The sequence below is a fragment of the Rugamonas fusca genome, assembly GCF_014042365.1.
Classification (GTDB): domain Bacteria; phylum Pseudomonadota; class Gammaproteobacteria; order Burkholderiales; family Burkholderiaceae_D; genus Rugamonas; species Rugamonas fusca.
Window position 1 is genome coordinate 118,436 of sequence record NZ_JACEZS010000005.1, and the last position, 20,145, is coordinate 138,580.

The following is a 20,145-nucleotide window of genomic DNA, read 5'->3' on the forward strand; positions in this document are numbered from 1 at the left end:
GGTAGTGTTCTGGTATTGGATTGGGGTATATTGGCGTTCAATTGGTTTTGTAAGTGGTTGTAAAGAGGCTCTTGCGAAGATCGCGGCGGCGATCGCAGCGGGAGCCGATCGATAAGAACGCTAACAGGCTTGCGCTGTCAGGCCGCAATCAAGGGGGACTACATGAAAAGCAATATCGCAACGACGCACCGGATTCTGAAACAAGGCTCCAGCCATCTGACGCCGATCGCGTCGGCCGTGGCGCTGCTGGCCATGAGCGTGGCCATGCCGGCCTACGCACAGGACCAGCAGCAGAACGGCGAAGTGGTGGTGGTGACGGGTATCCGCGCCTCGCTGCAGCAGTCGCTGAACCAGAAGAAGAACGCGGAATCGATGGTGGAAGTGATCACGGCCGAAGACATCGGCAAGATGCCGGACAAGAACGTGGCCGACTCGCTCTCGCGCGTGGCCGGCGTGACCACCACCAGCGCCGGTTCGGCCGAAGGTTCGTTCGGCGAGAACGAACACGTGCAGATGCGCGGTATGCTGTCGCAGATGACGCTGACCACCTTGAACGGCCACACCGTCTCCAGCGGCGACTGGTATGGTCCCAACATCGCCAGCGGTGGCCGCAGCGTGTCCTACACCTTGCTGCCGTCGGACCTGGTGGGCCGCATCGTCGTGCACAAGTCCTCGCAGGCTGACCTGCTCGAAGGCGGCGCGGCCGGCACGGTCGACATCCAGACCCGCAAGCCGCTGGAGTTCCGCGACAAGCTGACCACCTCCGCCTCGGTGGAAGCGGCTTATTCGACGGCCGCCAAATCGACCGATCCGGCCGTCACGGCCCTGGTCAACTGGAAGAGCGACGATAACAAGTTCGGCATCCTGGGCCAGGTGTTCTCGCAGACCCGCAAGCTGCAGCGCGCCGGTTCGGAAGGCGTGTGGTGGGACAAGACGGGCGCCAACTACCCCGATCCTGCGCTGGCCGGCAAGAACATCAGCCTGCTGAGCGGCGCCGTGCTGTTCCAGCAGGAGCGCAAGCGCCAGGGCGGTTACCTGGAAGCGCAATGGAAGCCGGCCTCGAACGTGACGCTGGATCTGTCGGGCTTCCTGTCGACCGTCGATGCGAAGAACTACAACACCAACTACATGGCCGACACCATCAACGCCGTCAACGGCCCGGGCTGGAACGGCAACGCCGTCAAGCCCACCCAGCCGGCCACCGTGGTGGGCAACACCATCACCTCCGTGTTCTATGGTAAGGACGCGTTCGGCGCCAATTCGGCCGGCGCCTGGTCGGTGGTGGAAGACGTGGCGGCCCGTCCGGACGCCAAGACCGATTCCAAGTTCCTCAACTTCGACGGCAAATGGGTGGTCAACCGGGACCTGACCCTGAACGGCAAACTGGGCCACACCAGCGGCAGCGGCAAGACGACGGACGTGGGCTTCGAAGTGCTGAGCGCGTGGAACCAGGGCGCCGGCTACTCGCTGACGCCGGACGGCATCTTCGTGCTCAACGTGCCAGGCGGCGACAAGTTCGTGCGCGCCGGCGGCGGCATCGGCGGCTGGGGCGGCTACACCTCGTCGGACGACAAGGAAAACTATGGCCAGGTGGACGGCGAGTACAAGCTGGCCTCGGACGTGGTGCCCTCGATCCAGTTCGGCGTGCGCATGGCCAAGCATGAGCGCGGCCTGACCAAGCTGAACATGGTGCTGGGCGCCGGCGCCACCGACGACACCCAGATCCCCGACAGCGCCATCGGCAACTATGGCAGCAACTGGTATGGCAACCTGCCCGTCAACCCGACGCCAGGCTTCAACCCGTTCAAGATCAGCAATGACTATGTCGCCTCGTGGGTCGCCAAGTACGCCACCTTCAACACCCACGCCACGCAGCAGGAGTTCAACATCAAGGAAGACACGAACGCCGCTTACGTGATGGCCAACCTGCAGCCATCGGAAGCCATCAGCGGCAACGTGGGCCTGCGCTTCGTGCGCACCAAGATGGATATCCACGCCTTCCTGCCCGGTGGTAAGCCAGAGTACGAGCAAAGCTTCAACGACGTGCTGCCCAGCCTGAACCTGCGTGCCGACCTGGCGCACAACCTGGTGGGCCGCTTCGCCCTGAACCGCGGCATGTCCCGTCCCGACTTTGGCCAGCTGGCCGGTAACGACCTGCGCGACACGGAGCACAACGGCGTAGGCAGCAACCCTTACCTGAAGCCTATCCGCAGCAACAACATCGACTTCAGCGCCGAGTGGTACTTCGCGCCCAAGGCCCTGCTGTCGGCTGGCTTCTTCGCCAGCAAGCTCGATGGCGTGATCGCCTACGGCCACAGCATCCTGCCGTACGCCGACGCCGCCCATGGCGGTGCGATCGCCAACTACGACATCTCCTCGCCGGTCAACACCGACGGCAAGCTGAAAGGCATGGACCTGGCGTATGAGCAGAACATCTGGGGTGGCTTTGGCGCGAGCGCCAACTACACCTACGCCGATGGCGAACAGACCGGCAAGCTGGCCGAGGGTACCTGCAACGGCAAGGCCGGTGAGGATTGCACGCTGTACGGCACCTCGAAGAACTCCTACAACGTGGGCGCGTTCTACGAGGCCGACAACTTCAGCGCCCGTATCGGCTACAGCCACCGTTCCACCTACAAGCTGGGTAACCGCGGCGGCGCCGACTACTTCCAGAGCGCCAACGGCTCGCTGAACATCTCGCTCAACTACACGCTCAACAAGTCCGTCATGTTCACGCTGGAAGCGCAGAACCTGAACGACCCGCTGCTGACCGTGTACAAGACCGATACCACGCAGATCGCCGGCGTGTACAAGAACGGCAAGACCGTGTACGGTGGTGTGCGCATCAAGTACTGATCCGTCGCCTCGCAGGCCAGGCTGACACGCCTGGCCGTAGCGGCACCCGGCCCGCTGCCGCGCAAGCACAACTTGCCGGCAGCGGGCTTTTTTCATGCATGAGATTCGACATGACACAACACGCAAAGCGGGCCGCGGCCCTGATCACGGCGACGGCGGCGCTGGCGGCGGGCGCGCCGTGGGCACAGGCCGCGCCACCCTTTGTCTACAGCCCCTACAAGCACCTGGCCATGTGGAACGACCCGGCCAGCAACGTCATCACGGCCGCGCCGGATGGCGTGCGCACGCCCTACATCGACGGCGCCAACAGCCCGTTCGGGCGGCAGGCGCTGACCTGGGCCTTCGCCAGCGGCGAATGCGGCGACGAGCTGTGGGGCACGCAGCGCGGCCAGGACGTGGCCGACGCCAACGTGGCCGCGTTCGACCGGGCCGGCATCCGCTACCTGATTTCCACCGGCGGCCAGGGCGCCGTGTTCACCTGCGCCAGCGCCGAGGGCATGGAGCGTTTCATCGCCCGCTACGATACACCGCACCTGGCCGGCATCGACTTCGATATCGAGGCCGGGCAAAGCGTGCAGCAGATCGCCGCGCTGTTGGGCGCGGCCGCTTCAGTGCAGGCGCACCGTCCGGCGCTGCGATTCAGCTTGACGGTGCCCACCCACGCCGCCTCCGATGGCAGCCTGCGCAGCCTGAACGAAACGGGCGTGGCCGTGCTGGCGGCGGCGCGCCGCAGTGGCTTGCGCGACTACGCGCTGAACCTGATGGTGATGGATTACGGCCCGGCCAGTCCGTCCGCCTGCGTGGTGCGCGCGCGGCGCTGCCAGATGGGATTGTCGGCCATCCAGGCCGCCCGCAATGTGCACCGCAGGTACGGCGTGCCGTATGACCGGATCGAGCTGACGGCCATGGTAGGCGTGAACGATGTGCGGGAAAACGTGTTCACCGTGGCCGACGCGCGCCTGGTGGCGCAGGCCGCGCGGCGCATGAAGCTGGCCGGCCTGCATTTCTGGTCGCTGGATCGCGATACGCCGTGTCCCACGCCAATCATTGACGCGCAAGCGACGTGCAGCAGCATGCCAGGCACGCCGGGCGGGGCATATGCGCGCGCGTTCGCTACGGCCGTGGCGCCTGGCGGCGCCGCCACAGCGTCGTCAGGCCAGCCATAAGCAGCAGGACGCCAAGCCACGCCGCATACACTACCGGCAGCGAGGGCGTGTACCCCGGCGGCAGTGTGAAGTGTATCGGCGTGCCTTGCGGCAGGGCGCCGAAGCGCAGCAGGAAGTACAGCCCCGCCAGCGCGTGGACCAGCGCGATATGCACCACGTAGAAGAACAGCGGTGCGCCGCCGAACAGCAGCAGCACCGGCACGGGACGCACGCGTTCGAAGACGGCCAGCAGCGGCAGGGCGATGCCCAGCGTGACGCACAGGTAGAGCAGCGATGGCGGATATTTGTGCACGCGCAGGAAGGAAATGGCATCCCAAACCCAGCCCCGTCCCTGCGGCGACCAGGGATCGGGATCACCGTAGAAATTCCCGCTGCGCAGGACGGCGAACGCCAGCAGCAGCACCCCACCGGCCAGCCACAGGAAGCGCTGGCGGCGCGCCGCATCCCAGCGGAACACGGGGCCCAGCGCGTAGCCGGCCGCCATCAATCCCAGCCACGGCATCAGCGGGTAGATGAAGACGATGCCGAAGTTGGCCCCCAACGGCAGAAAGCCGCCCTGGTGCCAGGCCAGCCACAGGGGATGGCTGGACTGGATCGCGTCCAGCAGGTTGTGGGGCAGGATCAGCAGCGCGGCGATGACGGCGATGGCGGCCTGCGGCAGCCACACCAGCGCGGACAGGAAAACCATGCCCATGCCCAGCGCCCAGATCACTTGCAGGATCAGGACGCCGTAGCCGAACTGCCAGCTGAAACTGATCCAGGTCGCTTCCAGCACCAGCAGCAGCGCGCCGCGCGTGGCCAGGTAGCGCGACAGGGCCGCCGTACCGCCGCTGCCGCCGCCACTGCCGCGCAGCCATGCGGAACTGCCGGCCAGCAGCACGAAGGTGGTGGCGCACAGGTGGGTGATCCAGCGCGTGGCAAACCAGGCGGGCGTGGTCTGGTCCAGCTGTTCCGGCCCCCAGTTGGCGGGGCCGAAAAAATCGCGCACGTGGTCGAGCGCCATCACGGCGATCACCAGCCCGCGCAGCATGTCGATGCTGGCTAGCCTCGCAGTCTTGCCCATGTCGGCCTCCTGTCGTCCAGGATGCCCATTGTGCTGGCGGATTGTCAGGAATGCAAGGGCAAAAAAAAGCCAGGCGGTGGCGCCGCCTGGCTTGTTTCACCGTTGGGGAGGCCGGCCCGGGGCCGGCGTCCGCCTTATTTTTCCGCTGGTGCAGCCGGGGCGGACGGGTTCTTGGCCCACATGATCCAGTAGCGGGCCAGGTCGCCGCGACCGTCGTTGCCGGTCACCGTTTCCAGCGTCTTGATGGCGTCGTCCTTGCGGCCGGCCATCACGTAGGCGTAGCCCAGGCGCAGTTTGGCGTCTTCGGGGTTTTTCAGCACGCCCTTGGCGATCCCCTTGTTCATCAGCTCCAGGCCGTGGTCGAACTGGCCCATGGTCACGTAGGCGTAGCCCAGGTTGACCAGGCCCACGCCATCCTTGGACTTGGCGGCCGAGGCTTCGCCGCTGCCGATGTTCTTGGCGTCGTCGGCCGCGCCCTTGGTGGCCTGGTCATGCAGCTTCTTGCGCTTGGCGCCATCCGGGCCGCTGCCCATCTGGCCGTTGGGGAAGCCCTTGTCCAGCGCGTTCTTCGCTTCCGTGTAGAAGCCGCCCAGCAGCGCCAGTTCGGCCAGGTCGGCATAGTCGTCCGGCTCCATGCGGCCTGGCACCACCAGCGCCTTCATGCGCAGCACGTCCAGGTCCAGGCGCTGGTTGTAGTTAGGCTTGCCGCGGGTGCGGTTGAGCAGGTCGAACCAGTAGGCTTCGGTCGGATAGTACTTGACCAGGTATTCCACGGCCTGCAGGTACAGGGCGTTGTCCTTGCTCTTGATGCCCACGTTGCCCAGCAGGGCCAGCTCGTCGGAGGTGGGCGCCGTGCCTGCCTGTTCGGCGGCCGCCACGTCCTTCAGTACTTCCGTCTTGACGGTGGCGTAGTCGTTCTTGAAGAAGTAGGCGCGCAGCATCTGCGGGCGCACCTTGCTCGTGTTGCCGGTCTCGGTCTGGTAGCGGTTGAACCACACGATGGCCTTGTCGAAGTCCTTGGACGTGTAGTAGATGTTGCCGATCGCTTCGATGAAGTTGGTCTTGTCCTTGGGCGACAGGCGGCCCGAGTCGATCATCGCTTCCAGCGCCGGCAGCATCAGGGCGTTGTCCGAGCTGGCCGAGCCGACCTGCACGCGCATCTGGTTCAGCACGAAGGTCTCGAACGGGGTCAGGTTCGGCATGGCCGCGCACTGGTCGATGCGGTTCTTCACTTCCGCGTAGTTTTTCGCCGCCATCAGGTCCTTGATCTGGGCCGGATCGATCAGCTTGAAGATCTCCGGACGAACCGTGTCCTTCGGCGCTTCGGGCGCCGCCGCGGCCTTTTCTTCGGCGTGGACGGCCGTCATGCCAAGCATGGCCGGCGCTGCGTTCAGGCCGAGGGCGGCCAGGATCAGGCTAATACGGGCGAAACGAAATTGGGACATTGTAAATCCTTCAATCAAAGACAATGGAGGCGTGGCGGTTGGCGCCGCGCCGTCACGAAAAGGGTGGTCAAACCGCGCATTCTGCCACTCCTTGGCGGGCGGGAGAAGGGCGGTCCGGTCAAACCCGCGTATTGTTACATAAATTGACTGGCCGCCGCCAAATCATCCGTGCGTGCCGCTTCCCGTGCGCCGCTGGCGGCGGGGCGGGGCAGGGCGCGGCCATCGGCGCCAAACAGCAGGCAGCGCGCAGGCGGCAGCGCGATGCTGGCGCGCGTGCCGGCGCGCGGCATCGCCGTCTCGGCTGGCAGGCGCGTGGCGATCAGGTCCGGCGCGCCGGTCAACGTGGCATAGACGATGGACTGGTCGCCCAGGTATTCCACATGCCCTACCAGCGCCTCGATGGCGTTGTCGTGCGCGTCCGCGCCGGGTGCGCGCAGCGCCAGGTGCTCGGCGCGCACGCCCACGGTGACGGCGTCGCCACGCCTGAGCGCGGCGCCATCGACAGCCACTTCGGCGATGGCGCCGCCCGGCAGCAGCACGCTGGCGTGGTCCGCGCCCGTGGCGAGGACTTCGGCCGGGATGAAGTTCATCTTCGGCGTGCCGAGGAAGCCGGCCACGAACAGGTTGCACGGCGCGTTGTACAGTTCATGCGGCGTGCCCACCTGCTCGATGCGCCCGCCGTTGAAGACGGCGATGCGCTGGCCCAGCGTCATCGCCTCCACCTGGTCGTGCGTCACGTAGATCATGGTGGTGCCCAGTTCCCGGTGCAGGCGGCTCAGTTCCACCCGCATCTGCACGCGCAGGCTGGCGTCCAGGTTGGACAGCGGCTCGTCGAACAGGAACAGCTCCGGCGTGCGCACGATGGCGCGCCCGATCGCCACCCGCTGGCGCTGGCCGCCCGAGAGCTCTTTGGGCCGGCGTTGCAGCAGCGGCGCGATGCGCAAAATGTCGGCCGCCCGCTCCACGGCGGCCCGCACGGCGGCCGCCGGCTGGCCGGCCAGCTTGAGCGCAAAGGCCATGTTCTCGTACACCGTCATGTGCGGGTACAGCGCGTAGGACTGGAACACCATGGCCAGCTTGCGGTCGGCCGGCGGCACATGGTTGGCCACGCGCTCGCCGATCCTGAGCTGGCCGGCGCTGATTTCCTCCAGCCCCGCGATCATGCGCAGCAGCGTGGACTTGCCGCAGCCGGACGGACCGACGAACACCATGAATTCGCCGTCGGCCACCTCCAGGTCCACGCCGTGGATCACGGGATGCGCGTCGTAGCGCTTGACGATGCCTTGCAGGCTGACGCTGGCCATGGCCTCAGCCCGCCGTGGCCGCGTGCGGCGCCGCTTGCGCTTCGGGCTGGGGCCGGGCGCTCATGGGGATCAGCTGCGACAGCACGGCCACCGGAATGGCGCTCAGCATCACCCACACGAAGAAGTGCTGGTAGCCGAGCGCGATCTGGATGTCGCCGCTGACCAGTTTGAACAGCACGAAGCCCAGCTGCATGATGCCGGTCGAGAAGGCGTAATGGGCGGTCTGGTATTTACCGGGCGCCACCACCTGCATCATGTACAGGATCAGGCCCACGAAGCCGAAGCCGTAACCGAACATCTCCAGGCTGAGGGCCGCGCCGATCACGGTCAGGTCCGTGGGCAGCCACGTGGCCAGGCAGTAGAACGCCACGTTGGGCAGGTTCAGCGCCAGGATCAGCCACAGGATGGCGCGCTTGAGGCTGAGCCAGGAGGTGAAGTAGCCGCCCGCGATGCTGCCGACGATGAAGGCCACCGTGCCGACCGTGCCGTACACGGCGCCCACTTCGGCCGTGCTCAGACCGAGCCCGCCCAGGTTGCGCGCCTCGCGCAGGAACAGCGGGCCGATCGACTGCACCTGCGCCTCGCCGGCGCGGAACAGGATGATGAACAAAATGGACACCCAGATGCCGGGCTTGCGGAAGTACTCGACGATCACCTGCCACAGCGTGCGCGCGATGGCGGCCGCGTTGGTGTCCGCATCCACCACGTTCTTCGCCTGCGGCAGCGCCCAGCTGTTGTACAGGGCCAGCGCCACCATGATGGCGGCCAGGATGGCGAAGCTGATGGTCCACGCGGGCACCACGCCCAGCGTCTTTTCGAAGTGGCCGGCCAGCAGCAGCAGGGCGCCCGTGGTGAAGAATTTGCCGGCGTTGAAGAAGGTGCCGGTCCAGCCGGCGTAGGCGGCCTGGCCTTTCTCGGACAGGCTGGTGATGTACAGGCCGTCGCACGCGATGTCGTGGGTGGCCGAGGCGATGGCCACCAGGGCCAGCATGGCGAGGCAGGCGGCGAACCAGAACGGCGCGTGCAAGGCCAGCGCCACGGCGCCCAGGCACAGGCCGCCGACGAGCTGGAAGCCCACCACCACCAGCTTCTTGCTGCTGGCCAGTTCCAGGAAGGGACTCCACAAGGGCTTGAACACCCAGGCGAAGCCGATCAGCGCGGTCCAGTGATTGAGCTCGTCGTTGGGCACGCCCATGCTCTTGAACATCTGGTTGGCCACGATGGCCACGGCGAAGAACGGCAAGCCCTGCGCCAGGTACAGGCTGGGCACCCACAGTTTGGGATTGCGGACGTGCGGTTTGGTGTGTTCCATCGTTGTCTCTGCTTTTCTGGTTTTCTTGTGTGGGCGTGGCGTTTCAGTCGAAGCCGGGCACCGGCACCCGGCCCGTCGCTTCCAGCGCGCCCGCCAGCCATGCGTTGACCGCTTCCAGCGCCGGCGCGGCGAAGCCGTAGGTCATCAGCGCCGGCGCGGCGATGTCGAGCGCCTGGTACGGGTTCCACAGCGCCAGGTGCAGGTCGGGGCGCCAGCTGTCGCGCGCGCGCGGGCCGTAGCGCAGGCGCGAGGTCGAGGCCAGGATGGTGTAGCGGCCGTCGTGCGGCAGCGCGGCCCAGTCGAATGCTTCCGCGTCGTCGAAGGTGACCAGGTCCACCTCATACAGCTGGCCCAGCGAGGCGGCCACCGTGGCGGCCGGCACGCCCGCTTCGGACACGCCGTCGCTGACCACATCCTGGCGCATCACGAGGCGCACCCTGGCGCCGGCGGGCGGACGCTGCGGATTGCCGCGCGCGCTCAGGGCGCGGCGCCAGCCTTCGGCCATCAGCACGCGGTCGGCCGCCTCTTCCAGGTAGTCGCGCGGCTGGCACGGGTAATTGAGCGCCAGCGCCGCCAGGCGCGCCAGGCGGGCGCGCATTGCATCGATTGCCAGCTCGCCCGAGGCCAGCGCGTCGGCGATGGCGTTCAGCGTCTCTTCCTGCGTTTCCGGGGTGCCCAGCGCCATTACCATGTCGGCGCCGGCCGCCAGCGCGCGCACGGCCGCCTTGCCCACGCCGTAGCGGCCGGCGATGGCGTGCATGTCCATGCCGTCCGTGATGATCACGCCCTGGTAGTTCCATTCCTCGCGCAGCAGCTGGTGCAGGATGCGGCGCGACATGGTGGCCGGATAATCGGGGTCCAGCGCCGGATAGACGATATGCGCCGTCATCATGGCTGGCGCCTGGCTGGCCGCCTGGCGGAACGGGGCGAATTCGAACTGTTCGAGTTGCGACAGCGGCTTGTCCACGGTGGGCAGGTCGCGGTGCGAATCGACGTGGGTGTCGCCGTGGCCGGGGAAGTGCTTGACGCAGCAGGCCACGCCTTCACTGTGACTGCCGGCCATCCAGGCCATGCCCAGTTCGGCGGCGCGCTGCGGCTCGGCGCCGAACGAGCGCTCCGCGATGACGGGGTTGTGCGGGTTGTTGTTCAGGTCCAGCACGGGCGCGAAGTTCCAGTTGAAGCCCAGCGCCTTGACGGCGCGCGCCACGGCGGCGCCGGTGCGCTCGGCCAGGTTGGCATCGTTGGCCGCGCCCAGGCCCATGGCGGCGGGCGGCGCAGGCACCCAGGTCGAGCGCACCACGGCGCCGCCTTCCTGGTCGATGGCGATCAGCGATTCTGGCCCCATCAGCGCGCGCAGTTCGCCCGTCAGCGTGGCCAGTTGGTGGGCGTCCGTCATATTGCCCCGGAACAGACACACGGCACGGATGCCGTTGGCCTCGATGAAGCGGGCCGTGGCGGCATCGAGCACGGGGCCGGGGAAGCGGATCATGATCAGCTGTCCGGCGATTTTTCTCAGTTCGTTCAAGGTCATAGTCATTTCACTGCTCCGTCCATGCCGCGCATGAAGAATCGTTGGGTAAAGAGGAAGACTGCCAGCGTGGGCAGGATGGTCAGCACGGTCCCGGCCGCGATCACGCGGGTGCTGCTGCCGAAGGTGCCGCGCAAGTACAGCACGCCGACCGACAGGGGAAATTCGTCCGGCTTGCTCATCACGATCGAGGGCCAGATATATTCGTTCCACGATTCCACCGCCGTCAGGATGCCCACCGTGGCCAGCCACGGCGCGATCAGGGGCAGCATGATGCGGCTGAAGATGGTCCATTCCGAGGCGCCGTCCACGCGGGCCGCGTCGACCAGATCCTGCGGCACGTCCTCGAACGCCTGCTTGAGCAGCAGGATGGCGACGGCCGTTACCACGTTGGGCAGGATCACCCCGGTGTAGGTATCGACCAGGCTCAATTTGGTCACGGTGATGAAGTTGACGAGGAAGTTCACTTCCGACGGCAGCACCAGCGTGGCCAGGATCAGCGCGAACACCAGCTGGCGGCCACGGAAGCGCATGCGCGCCAGCGGGTAGGCCGCCATCGAGCACAGGGTCAGTTTCCAGAATACGGTGCAGGCGGCGATGAAGACGGAATTGCGGAAGAAAGCCAGCATGGGAATGGCGCGGAACGCTTCGGCGAAATTGGCCAGCGACGGTGCGCGCGGCCAGAACGTGGGCGGGAAGGCGAAGATGTTGCCCTCGGTGGACAGGGCCGTCACCAGCGTCCACCAGAACGGGAATACGCACAGCAGGGCCAGCGCGCACAGCACGGTGTAATGGAGCGCGGTACGAAGTTTCATTGCCGGCTCCGGGGCTTGAGGTAGCGCAGGCACAGCACGGCGATGGCCACGCAGAACAGCGAGACGACGAAGCTGGCGGCCAGCGCGCGCGGCAGCTTGAGATGCTTGAGGCCCTGGTCGTAGGCGTAATACAGGCCGGTGAAGGTGGAGTTCATGGGGCCGCCCTGGGTCAGCACGTCCACCTCCTGGTAAGCCTTGAGCGCGGCCAGCACGGACAGGATGGTGCACACCATGATGGTGGGGCGCAGCATGGGTACGGTGATCTTCCAGAAGCGCTGCCAGCGCGTGGCGCCGTCGAGGATGGCCGCTTCCTGCATGTCGGCCGGCACGGCCTGCAATGCGGCCAGGTACATCACCATGTACCAGCCCAGCCCGCGCCACAGCGTGACGAACATGATGGAGAACAGGGCCAGCGTATCGTTCGACAGCCAGCCCACGGGCGCGCCCACCAGGTGCATGGCCAGCAGCACGTAATTGAGCGCACCCTGTTCGTGGAACATGAAGCCCCACATGATGCCCACCACCGACACCGTCGTCACCACCGGCACGTAGAACGCGGCGCGGAACAAACGGATGCCGGGCAGGCGGTTGTTGACCAGTACGGCCAGTCCCAGCGCGCCCACCTGCACGCACGGCACGATGAGCAGGAAGGCCAGCGAGTTTTTCAGGCCGGTGACGAACATCTCGTTGTCGAAGATGGCGCGGAAGTTGTCCAGTCCGACCCAGTGGGTGGGGCGGATCAGGCTGTAGTCGGTGAAGGCCAGCCAGGAACCGAAGGCCACGGGCCAGAGCGCGAATACGGCCAGCAGCGCCAGCGCGGGCGCGAGGAACAGCCAGGGGAGCAGGGCGCGGCGCGTCATGTCAGTGGCTCCGCTGTGCGGCCAGCTTGCGGTTCCAGATGGCCACGGCCTGGTCCAGCGCCTGCTGGATGTCCTGCCTGCCCGTCACGCCGGCTTCCACGGCTTTCACCAGGTAGCGCCGCAGTTCGTCGTAGTCCGTCACGCCGGCCACGTACAGCGTATGCGCGTGCGGCATGGAGACGGCGCCGGCGGCCACCGCCTGTTGTGACGCGCCCGCGCCCGCAGGCACGGTGGTGAAGAAGGTGTCGCTGGCGGCGCGCGCGCTGGCCGGGTACACGCTGGCCTGGCGCGCGAAGGCCAGCGCGTTCTCGTCGCTGGTGAGGTAGCGGGCGAACTTGCCCACGGCCGGCAGCAGCGCGGGATTGACGTTGTTGGGGACGGCGAAGTGGATCAGCCAGCCGCCGTCGGCGATGCCCGTCGGCCCCAGCGGTGCGGGCGCCACGCCGGTGATGGCGTAGATGTCGGCGGCGTCGGCCTCGATGCGCTTGAGCGCCGTGGGCGGCGCCAGCAGCATGGCCAGCCGGCCGCCCTTGTAGGCGTCGATCGCAGCGGGGAAATTATCCTCGGCGAACAGGCTGTCCTTGAGCAGGCCACCGGCGCGGTAGGTGTCGGCCAGCTTGCGCACCAGCGCCACGTGGCGCGGCGAATTGAAGACGGCGCGGCCGTCGCGGATCACGTCCAGCCCCTGCTGCATCATCAGGCCGTCGATCTTGGACAGGGCGGGGCATAGGCCAGCCTTGCCGGTGCGGGCCGCCACGCGGCGCGCGTAGTCCAGCTGCTCGTCGAGGTCGCGCGGCGGATGGGCGATGCCGGCCGCCGCGAACAGTTGCTTGTTGTAGGTGATGACGGCCACGTTGCTGTACAGCGGGAAGCCATAGGTCTTGCCGCCGAAGGTCAGGTCTTGCAGGGCGGCCGGCACATAGCGTTGGCGCTCGCCGGCCAGCAGCCCATCGACGGGCGCCAGCAGGCCGTCGCGGGCGAATTCCTCGGCCCACGGCACGTTCAGGTTGACCAGCGCCGGCGGCGTGCCGGCCACGATGCGCGTGACCAGCTTGGTCTGGATCACGTCCCACGGAAAGTCCACCCATTCGAGCTTGACGCCGGGATTGGCGGCTTCGTAGCGGCGCGCCAGCGCTTCGAAGTAGGGTGTGAACCTGGGCTTCATGCTGAAGGTCCAGAATTCGATTTTCTGCGGCGGCGCCGCGTGTACCGCGCATGCGCCCAGCGCCAGCCATGCTGTCAGCAGTAACTTGATCTTCATGGCTGGCGTAGTGGGACGTTTAGTTGGTCTTGGTGACTTTGCTCAGGTGGCGCGGGCGGTCCGGGTCCATGCCGCGCGCCGCCGACAGCTTGGCTGCCATCACGTAGAAGGCCTGGATCGCGACGATGGGGTCGAGGTCCGGGGTGGCGGCCGTGGGCAGGGTCAGGTCGCGCTCGGCCACGTCGGCCGGCGCGGCCAGCAGCACGCGCGCGCCCCGGCCGCGCATCTCGGCCGCCAGTTGCAGCAGGCTGGCCTGGGTCGGGCCGCGGGTGGCGAAGATCATCAGCGGATAGCCGTCCTCGATCAGCGCCATCGGGCCGTGCTTGATTTCGGCGCCGCTGAACGCTTCGGCCTGCAGGGCCGAGGTTTCCTTGAACTTCAGGCCCGCCTCCAGCGCCACGGGGAAGCTGATGCCGCGTCCCACCACCATGATGTTGCGGGCCGGGGCCAGGATGTCGATCGCCTGCGACCAGTCCTCGCTGGTGGCGGCGCGCAGCGAATCGGGCAGCGCTTCCAGGCCGGCCAGCAGCTCAGGATCGTTCTGCCACTGGGCCACCATGCGGGCGCTGGCCACCAGGCTGGTGATGAAGCTCTTGGTGGCGGCCACGCTTTGCTCCTTGCCGGCGCGCAGCGGCATGGCCCATTCGGCCGCGTGGGCCAGCGGCGAGTCGATGTCGTTCACCAGCGCCACGGTGGTGGCGCCGCCGTCGCGGAAGTAGCGGATCGGTTCCACCACGTCCGGGCTCTGGCCGGACTGCGAGATGGAGATGGCCAGCGTATCGCGCGTGATCAGCGGCGACTTGTTGAGCGTGACGAGCGACATCGGCAGCGACGCCACCACCCGGCCCAGGCGCGCCATGATCAGGTAGGCGGCGTACGAGCAGGCGTGGTCCGAGCTGCCGCGCGCGATGGTGAGCGCGGTCGAGAAGGAGGTGCTCCTCAATTTGCGGCCCAGCTCCGCATAACGGTCGGTGTCGCTGGCCAGTTGCAGGGCCACGCAGTCGGCGGCCGACAGCGCTTCTTTGAGCATCATTGAGGTCACAACAGTTCTCCTTCGATATAAACGGCTTTGAGATTCAGGTCGCGGTCCAGTACCACCATGTCGGCGTAGGCGCCGGGCGCCAGCCGGCCCCGTTCCTCCAGGCCCAGGTAGTCGGCCGCATAGGTGGAGACGCGGGCCGAGGCGTCGGCCAGGTCCAGCCCCAGGCCCACCAGGTTGCGCAGCGCCTGGTCCATGGTCAGGGTGCTGCCGGCCAGCGTGCCGTCGGGCAGGCGCACGCCGCCCATGCACTTTTGTACCGTGTGCCGGCCCAGCAGGTACTCGCCGTCCGGCATGCCGGTGGCGGCCGTGGAATCGGTCACGCAGTACAGGTGGGGGATGGCGCGCAGCGCCACCTTGATGGCGCCCGGATGCACGTGCAGCAGGTCGGGAATCAATTCCGCGTATTGGGCGTGCGCCAGCGCCGCGCCCACCATGCCCGGCTCGCGATGGTGCAGGCCGCTCATGGCGTTGAACAGGTGGGTGAAGCCGGCCGCGCCGTGTTCCAGCGCGGCCACGCCGTCCTCGTAGGAGCCGAGCGTGTGGCCGATCTGTACGCGCATGCCGGCATCGGCCAGTTCGCGCACCAGTTGCAGATGGCCGGCGATTTCGGGCGCCACCGTGATCAGTTTGAGCGGCGCGAACGCGGCCAGCCGCTGCACGTCGGCCAGCTTGGCGGCGCGCGCGAAGTTGGGCTGGGCGCCGAGCTTGCCGGAATTGATGTACGGGCCTTCCAGGTGGGCGCCCAGTACGCGCGCGCAGCCGGGGCGGCGGTTGGCGCATGCTTCGCCGATGGCTTTCAAGGCCAGGTCAATGTCTTCCGGCGGCGCCGTCATGGTGGTGGCCAGCAGGCTGGTGGTGCCGTGCTGCGCGTGGATGGCGGCGATGGCGTGGACGGCGTCGCCGCCTTCCATCACATCCTTGCCGGCGCCGCCGTGCACGTGCAGGTCGATGAAGCCGGGGATGACGTAATCGTCGCCGTTGGTGGCCGGATCGGTGGTGGTGCCGTGGATGGCGCCGATACGGTGCGAGAACGCGATCTCGCCGCGGACCCAGCCCGCCGAGGTCAGGATATTGCCTTTGATTGCACCGCTCATCTGCGTGACTCCGCTACGAATTCATAATAGTCGCTCCGGCAGAACGAGTGGGTCAGTTCCACCGCGTTGCCGTTGTCGAGATAACTGACGCGGGTGATGTGCAGCATGGCGGCACCCGCGGCAATGTTGGCCAGGCGCGCCTGCTCGGCGTTGGCATTGACGGCGCGGATATGCTGCAGCGCGCGCATCGGCACCGCGCCGCTCGCCTCCAGGTAGCCGTACAGCGACTCCGTCACCTGGTGCGGATTGGGCATGTAGGCGACCGGGATGGTGGTCGTTTCGATCGCCATCACCACGTCGTCGGCCGTGCGCAGGCGCTTCAGGCGCGCCACCGGCATGTTGGGCGACAGGCCCAGCGACAGCAGCTCCTGCGGCGAGGCCACGCCGATCTCGCGCTGCAGCCAGCGCGAGCCGGCCGTGAAGCCGCGCTGGCTCAGTTCTTCGGAAAAGCTCGTCAGGCGCGACAGCGGCTGCTCCAGCTTGGGCGTGATGTAAGTGCCCGAACCGCGCTTGCGGGTCAGCATGCCGCGCTCGCACAGCATGTCGATCGCCTTGCGCGCCGTCACGCGCGAGATGGTCAGCATCTCCGACAGCACGCGCTCGGACGGCAGCGCCTCGTTGGCGCGCCAGTCGCCGCTGGTGATCCCGTCGGACAGCTTGTTGGCCAACTGCATATAGAGCGGGGTGTCGCTGCTGGCGTCGGGCCGAAAATCGCTCAACTGTGCTAGCACTGGCTACTCCTTGCTATGTTGTTGTATCAGTCGTAGTGCGCCGGCGGCGGAATCGCCGTGTGGCGCCACCACGCGCTTCAACAGCGCCTCCGGCAGGTAGGGGCGCAGTGGCGCGGCCAGGCCGCCGCACAGGGCGATCGGCAAGCTGGCGCCGGCGTCGAGCGCGTGCGCGATCAGGTCTACCTGGCGGCCCGCCTCGAGCAGGATGGCGCGGGCGGTGGGATCGGCGTCGGCGTTGGCGTCGGCGTATTGCAGCACCAGCCGCGCCAGTTGCGCATACTGGGTTTGCGTGGCGTTGGCCAGCCAGACCTGGATCGCGTCGCGCGTGCCGCCGCAGGCCGCGATCACGGCGCTGGCGAACGGGCTGCCGGTGGCGCGGCCATCGACCACCTGCTGGATGTGGTTCACGGCGCGCAAGCCTATCCACGCGCCGCCGGCTTCGTCGCCGGACGGGAAGCCCCAGCCGCCCACTTCGTAGCGGCTGCCGTCGGCCAGCAGCACTTCGCCCACGCTGCCCGTGCCGAGCGCGATGATGGCGCCCGGTTCGCCCCGGTGCGCACCGAGCAGGGTGGTGCCGGCGTCCGTCTCCAGCGCCACCTTGGCGTAGCCGGGATTGGCGGCCAGGAATTCGGCCGCCCATTGCTTGTTATGGACGCCGGCCAGGCCAAGGCCGATGGCCGTGTGCTGCTTGTCCGGAATGGCCAGGCCGGCGGTGCGGAACGCTTGCGCGGCTGCGTCCTGCACGGCGCCCCAGGCGCGTGCGATGCCGTGCATCAGGCCGGACGGGCCACTGGCGCCTTCGGCCAGTTCGCGTCCATCGCGGTCCGCCAGCCGCACCCGGGTGCCGCTGCCGCCGCCATCCACACCGATGAAGAATTCGATCATGATTTTGCCCACGCTGTTGTGCCATCCCGGCCGGGCTTGCATACCGCTTCGAACCGGGGAGTTGTGGGGCACTATATGGTTGCAAAACCAGCTTGTCAACAGGTATTTAACTGGTATTGTGAATTCTTAAAGTGGACTGCTCGCATTTGTCTTTATTTTTTTCGTAAATCATTGTTTTATATGGATTTGTGTGTTTTTAAAAATGGTATGGTATTTTGTGTGGTTGAATGCCAATTTGGTCTTGTTGTGGTAGCTTCGTGACGGTCGGGGTACACTGGCGTCTTTCGCTTCAGGAATCACGCAGATGAACAAGGCAGGACAGAAGGACTATTGGGATGAATGGCAGCGCGAGGCGCTGGCGGCCGGGGTGAAGCCGGCGTTGGCCAAGCTCGGCATGGAAGTGTTGCGCGCGCACCGCAAGAATCGCTGGCCCAAGCATTTCCTGGGCCGCATGGAGGATGGTCCGGTGATGCTGGCCATGTGCCTGGAAGAACCCGATGAAAGCGAACTGCTGTTCATCGAGAACCTGTACCCGTACGACGCCAAGCTGATCGCCGCCACCAAGAAGCGCCTCTGCTTCGACTAAGCGAAGTTGGCCCCGACCAAGGGGCCGCAATTGGGCACGGCGCACAATTTTTGCATGCTTATTGTGCTGCGTCCCCCATTGTCCTCAGTTGGTGCGTTCGCGCGCGCCGCTGCGGTCGATGGTCACGAGCCGCGATTTGTCGGCCGTTTTCACGTTGACCATGGCGCTGCCGGGACCGCGCACCACCACCGCCGCCTGGCCCGCCCACAGCTGGCGCGCGTGCAGTTCGCCCGATCCGCTCAGCTGGGCATCGAGCTTGTCGGTCTTGCCGGCCAGCGTGACCTGGCCGGGGCCGTTCATGGTCAGCTTGACTTGCTTGCAGTCGGCGCCGGCGTTCAGGTCGCCCGATCCGCTCAGCTCCGCGTCGAGCGAGTCGCTCACCTTGTTCAGGTAGATGTTGCCGGGGCCGCGGCTGCGCGTGACGGCCCGCATCACTTGCAGGCCTTTCGCGTCCAGGTCGCCCGAGCCCGTCACTTCGGCGCTCAGTGTGCCGCCGCTGCCAGAGAGCACCATGTTGCCGGCGCCGGTGAGGATGGCATGGACATTCTGCGCCTGCAGCCCGCGCACGGTGAGATCGCCCGAGCCATGCACTTCGGCGTCGAACTGGCCGATGGTGCCGGCCACGCAGGCGTCGCCCGAGCCGCGCAGCACGGCCGTCACCGCTTCTGTCTGCAACTCGCACGCCTGCAAGTCGCCCGAACCCGATACCTCGGCCCGCAGTTCCTTGCTGGCGCCGTGCACGCGCATCAAGCCTGAGCCATGCAAGATGGCGTTCACCCGGCCGCCGCGCACCTTGTCCACGTCCAGGTCGCCCGAACCGCTCAGCTCCGCATTCACGTCCTGGTCGATGCTGCCGGCCGCCACGTCGCCGGAACCGTTCAGGCGCAGGTTCAGCTTGCCAACGGTCATGGCCCGCAGGTTGACGTTGCCGCTGCCGCCGGTACGCAAGGTCAGGTCGCGCGCGTCGCCGCTGGCGTGCAAGGCGCCGGAGCCTGCCGTGGACAGCGCTAGTTGCTGGCCATGAAATTGTTCCAATTCCACGTCACCACTGCCGCCGGCCTTCAGGCTGGCCAGGTGGGGCGCCGTGATGTGCACCGTCAGTGGCGTCTGCTTGCCCCAGCCAAACGAGAAATGCCAGCCCGCGCGCCGGCGCGGGCGGACCGTCAGGGTGTCGCCCGTCACGACGGTTTCCACGTTGGCCATTTCCTTGCGTGGCCCGCTCAGTGCCAGGGCCGGTTCGCCCTGGGCCGTGACCACCACGTGCCACGGCCCCTCCAGCGCGATGGCGTTAAATGGCGCCACGGTGCGGGTTTCCGTGCCGTCGCTATTGTCGGGCTGGGCCGTCGCAGCCAGCAGGGGAGCGCTGGCCAGCGTCAGCGCCGCGGCCAGGGTGGTACGTTGGATCAGCGGGTTCATGTTCTCTCGCAGCACGTGTTGGGGATGGCGAAAAGATAAGCCATCTGCCCTCATCCTGCGATGGGAAAAGGATGGATGCACGGATCGACGGCATCAACTGCGAAAATGGGGTACTGGACGGCGCCGCCAGCTCATTGCTCGGTGAACTTCTCGTCCTTTTCATCTTGCACGGTCAGGAACAGCAGGATGAGGCCGATCAGCAACATGGACGCCATCGGCGGTTCCGGCAAATCCGAATACTTGCTCTTGAGCGCGGTCGCGCGCGCTTCCTTCTTGCCCGTGATGGGCACGCGCCCGGCGGTTTCCACCTTGGCGGCCGTCAAGCGGGGCCGTACCCAATACGAGGCTTGCTGACGCGGCAACATCATGTCGTCGGCCAGATAAGGCTGCAGCACGTGCATGGGATCGTCGACTTCGATGAAGCCGTGCGGCGCCTGGCTCATGGCGTCGGTGGTGTTGTTGTCGATAACAACGGCATCCCCTGCAACGGCGCTGGCCGAACCAAGCAGGGACAGCGTCAAGGCAGCCGCTGTGATGATGCGAGTCATTTCCCTCTCCACAAAGTGTTACGCGCTCTAACGCGATGGTCACTTTTTTATTAGAGCATACGAAGCTGGCACTGGATACTAGAATTTCATAATGGACGTTGTCGAACTTGAATGTTTGAGCTATGAACCACAGTCGCGCCCCATCAACATCCCCATACGCTACAGTTTATACACTGGGAAGCCGATATCTACCCTGTACCGCTGGCGAAACAGTATGTGATTTCAAGGCGCAA

The 20,145-nt window shown here is 66.6% G+C and carries 17 protein-coding genes; 3 read left to right on the forward strand and 14 right to left on the reverse strand.

Going from position 1 to position 20,145, the window contains the following annotated elements:
* Positions 1 to 162: 162 nt before the first annotated feature.
* Together H3H36_RS08085 and H3H36_RS08090 are read left to right on the forward strand one after the other, a co-directional pair.
* Positions 163 to 2,856 carry a TonB-dependent receptor gene (locus H3H36_RS08085; protein ID WP_182216081.1) on the forward strand — a complete coding sequence of 898 codons (2,694 nt, stop codon included), beginning with the start codon at positions 163 to 165 and terminating at the stop codon, positions 2,854 to 2,856.
* 110 nt (positions 2,857 to 2,966) lie between these two features.
* The gene (locus H3H36_RS08090) at positions 2,967 to 4,022 is read left to right on the forward strand and encodes a glycoside hydrolase family 18 protein (protein WP_182216082.1); all 1,056 of its coding nucleotides are present in this window, start codon (positions 2,967 to 2,969) and stop codon (positions 4,020 to 4,022) included.
* Here the strand turns inward: H3H36_RS08090 and H3H36_RS08095 are convergent.
* The 12 genes from H3H36_RS08095 to H3H36_RS08150 all read right to left on the reverse strand — a co-directional run bounded on the left by H3H36_RS08095 (position 3,970) and on the right by H3H36_RS08150 (position 17,362).
* Positions 3,970 to 5,085 carry an acetyltransferase domain-containing protein gene (locus H3H36_RS08095; RefSeq protein WP_182216083.1) on the reverse strand — a complete coding sequence of 372 codons (1,116 nt, stop codon included), beginning with the start codon at positions 5,083 to 5,085 and terminating at the stop codon, positions 3,970 to 3,972. The two genes, H3H36_RS08090 and H3H36_RS08095, sit on opposite strands and share 53 nt — an antisense overlap.
* 134 nt (positions 5,086 to 5,219) lie before the next feature.
* Positions 5,220 to 6,530 carry a tetratricopeptide repeat protein gene (locus H3H36_RS08100; protein ID WP_182216084.1) on the reverse strand — a complete coding sequence of 437 codons (1,311 nt, stop codon included), beginning with the start codon at positions 6,528 to 6,530 and terminating at the stop codon, positions 5,220 to 5,222.
* A 134-nt stretch (positions 6,531 to 6,664) separates the two neighbouring features.
* The gene (locus H3H36_RS08105; protein ID WP_182216085.1) at positions 6,665 to 7,834 is read right to left on the reverse strand and encodes an ABC transporter ATP-binding protein; all 1,170 of its coding nucleotides are present in this window, start codon (positions 7,832 to 7,834) and stop codon (positions 6,665 to 6,667) included.
* A gap of 4 nt (positions 7,835 to 7,838) precedes the next feature.
* A complete protein-coding gene (locus H3H36_RS08110) occupies positions 7,839 to 9,146 on the reverse strand; it encodes an MFS transporter (RefSeq protein ID WP_182216086.1) in 1,308 nt (435 codons plus the stop codon).
* A gap of 43 nt (positions 9,147 to 9,189) precedes the next feature.
* Positions 9,190 to 10,683, reverse strand: coding sequence for a beta-N-acetylhexosaminidase (nagZ, locus tag H3H36_RS08115; RefSeq protein WP_182216089.1), 1,494 nt, complete (start codon positions 10,681 to 10,683; stop codon positions 9,190 to 9,192).
* Positions 10,680 to 11,489: a carbohydrate ABC transporter permease gene (locus tag H3H36_RS08120; RefSeq protein WP_182216091.1), complete on the reverse strand. Its 810-nt coding sequence runs from the start codon at positions 11,487 to 11,489 to the stop codon at positions 10,680 to 10,682. Before H3H36_RS08120 ends, nagZ begins: the two co-directional genes overlap by 4 nt.
* Positions 11,486 to 12,349, reverse strand: a complete 864-nt coding sequence (locus H3H36_RS08125; RefSeq protein WP_182216092.1) for a carbohydrate ABC transporter permease — start codon at positions 12,347 to 12,349, stop codon at positions 11,486 to 11,488. The genes H3H36_RS08120 and H3H36_RS08125 overlap by 4 nt, the downstream gene beginning before the upstream one ends.
* A gap of 1 nt (position 12,350) precedes the next feature.
* Entirely contained in the window at positions 12,351 to 13,610 is a 1,260-nt protein-coding gene (locus H3H36_RS08130; RefSeq protein ID WP_182216093.1) for an ABC transporter substrate-binding protein, read from the reverse strand.
* A gap of 19 nt (positions 13,611 to 13,629) precedes the next feature.
* The gene (locus H3H36_RS08135; RefSeq protein ID WP_182216094.1) at positions 13,630 to 14,643 is read right to left on the reverse strand and encodes an SIS domain-containing protein; all 1,014 of its coding nucleotides are present in this window, start codon (positions 14,641 to 14,643) and stop codon (positions 13,630 to 13,632) included.
* 5 nt (positions 14,644 to 14,648) lie between these two features.
* Positions 14,649 to 15,746 carry an N-acetylglucosamine-6-phosphate deacetylase gene (nagA, locus tag H3H36_RS08140; protein WP_182216095.1) on the reverse strand — a complete coding sequence of 366 codons (1,098 nt, stop codon included), beginning with the start codon at positions 15,744 to 15,746 and terminating at the stop codon, positions 14,649 to 14,651.
* Entirely contained in the window at positions 15,743 to 16,477 is a 735-nt protein-coding gene (locus H3H36_RS08145; protein ID WP_182216097.1) for a GntR family transcriptional regulator, read from the reverse strand. Before H3H36_RS08145 ends, nagA begins: the two co-directional genes overlap by 4 nt.
* 3 nt (positions 16,478 to 16,480) lie before the next feature.
* A complete protein-coding gene (locus tag H3H36_RS08150) occupies positions 16,481 to 17,362 on the reverse strand; it encodes a glucosamine kinase nucleotide-binding domain-containing protein (protein WP_182216099.1) in 882 nt (293 codons plus the stop codon).
* A gap of 304 nt (positions 17,363 to 17,666) precedes the next feature.
* Here H3H36_RS08150 and H3H36_RS08155 point away from each other — a divergent pair, with 304 nt between their 5' ends.
* On the forward strand, positions 17,667 to 17,948 hold the full coding sequence (locus H3H36_RS08155; protein WP_182161225.1) for a hypothetical protein: 282 nt from the start codon (positions 17,667 to 17,669) through the stop codon (positions 17,946 to 17,948).
* 84 nt (positions 17,949 to 18,032) lie between these two features.
* Here the strand turns inward: H3H36_RS08155 and H3H36_RS08160 are convergent, their stop codons facing one another.
* Positions 18,033 to 19,364: a head GIN domain-containing protein gene (locus H3H36_RS08160; RefSeq protein WP_182216101.1), complete on the reverse strand. Its 1,332-nt coding sequence runs from the start codon at positions 19,362 to 19,364 to the stop codon at positions 18,033 to 18,035.
* A gap of 131 nt (positions 19,365 to 19,495) precedes the next feature.
* Complete coding sequence (locus tag H3H36_RS08165; RefSeq protein ID WP_182216103.1) at positions 19,496 to 19,912, reverse strand: hypothetical protein; 417 nt, start codon at positions 19,910 to 19,912, stop codon at positions 19,496 to 19,498.
* Positions 19,913 to 20,145: the final 233 nt, after the last annotated feature.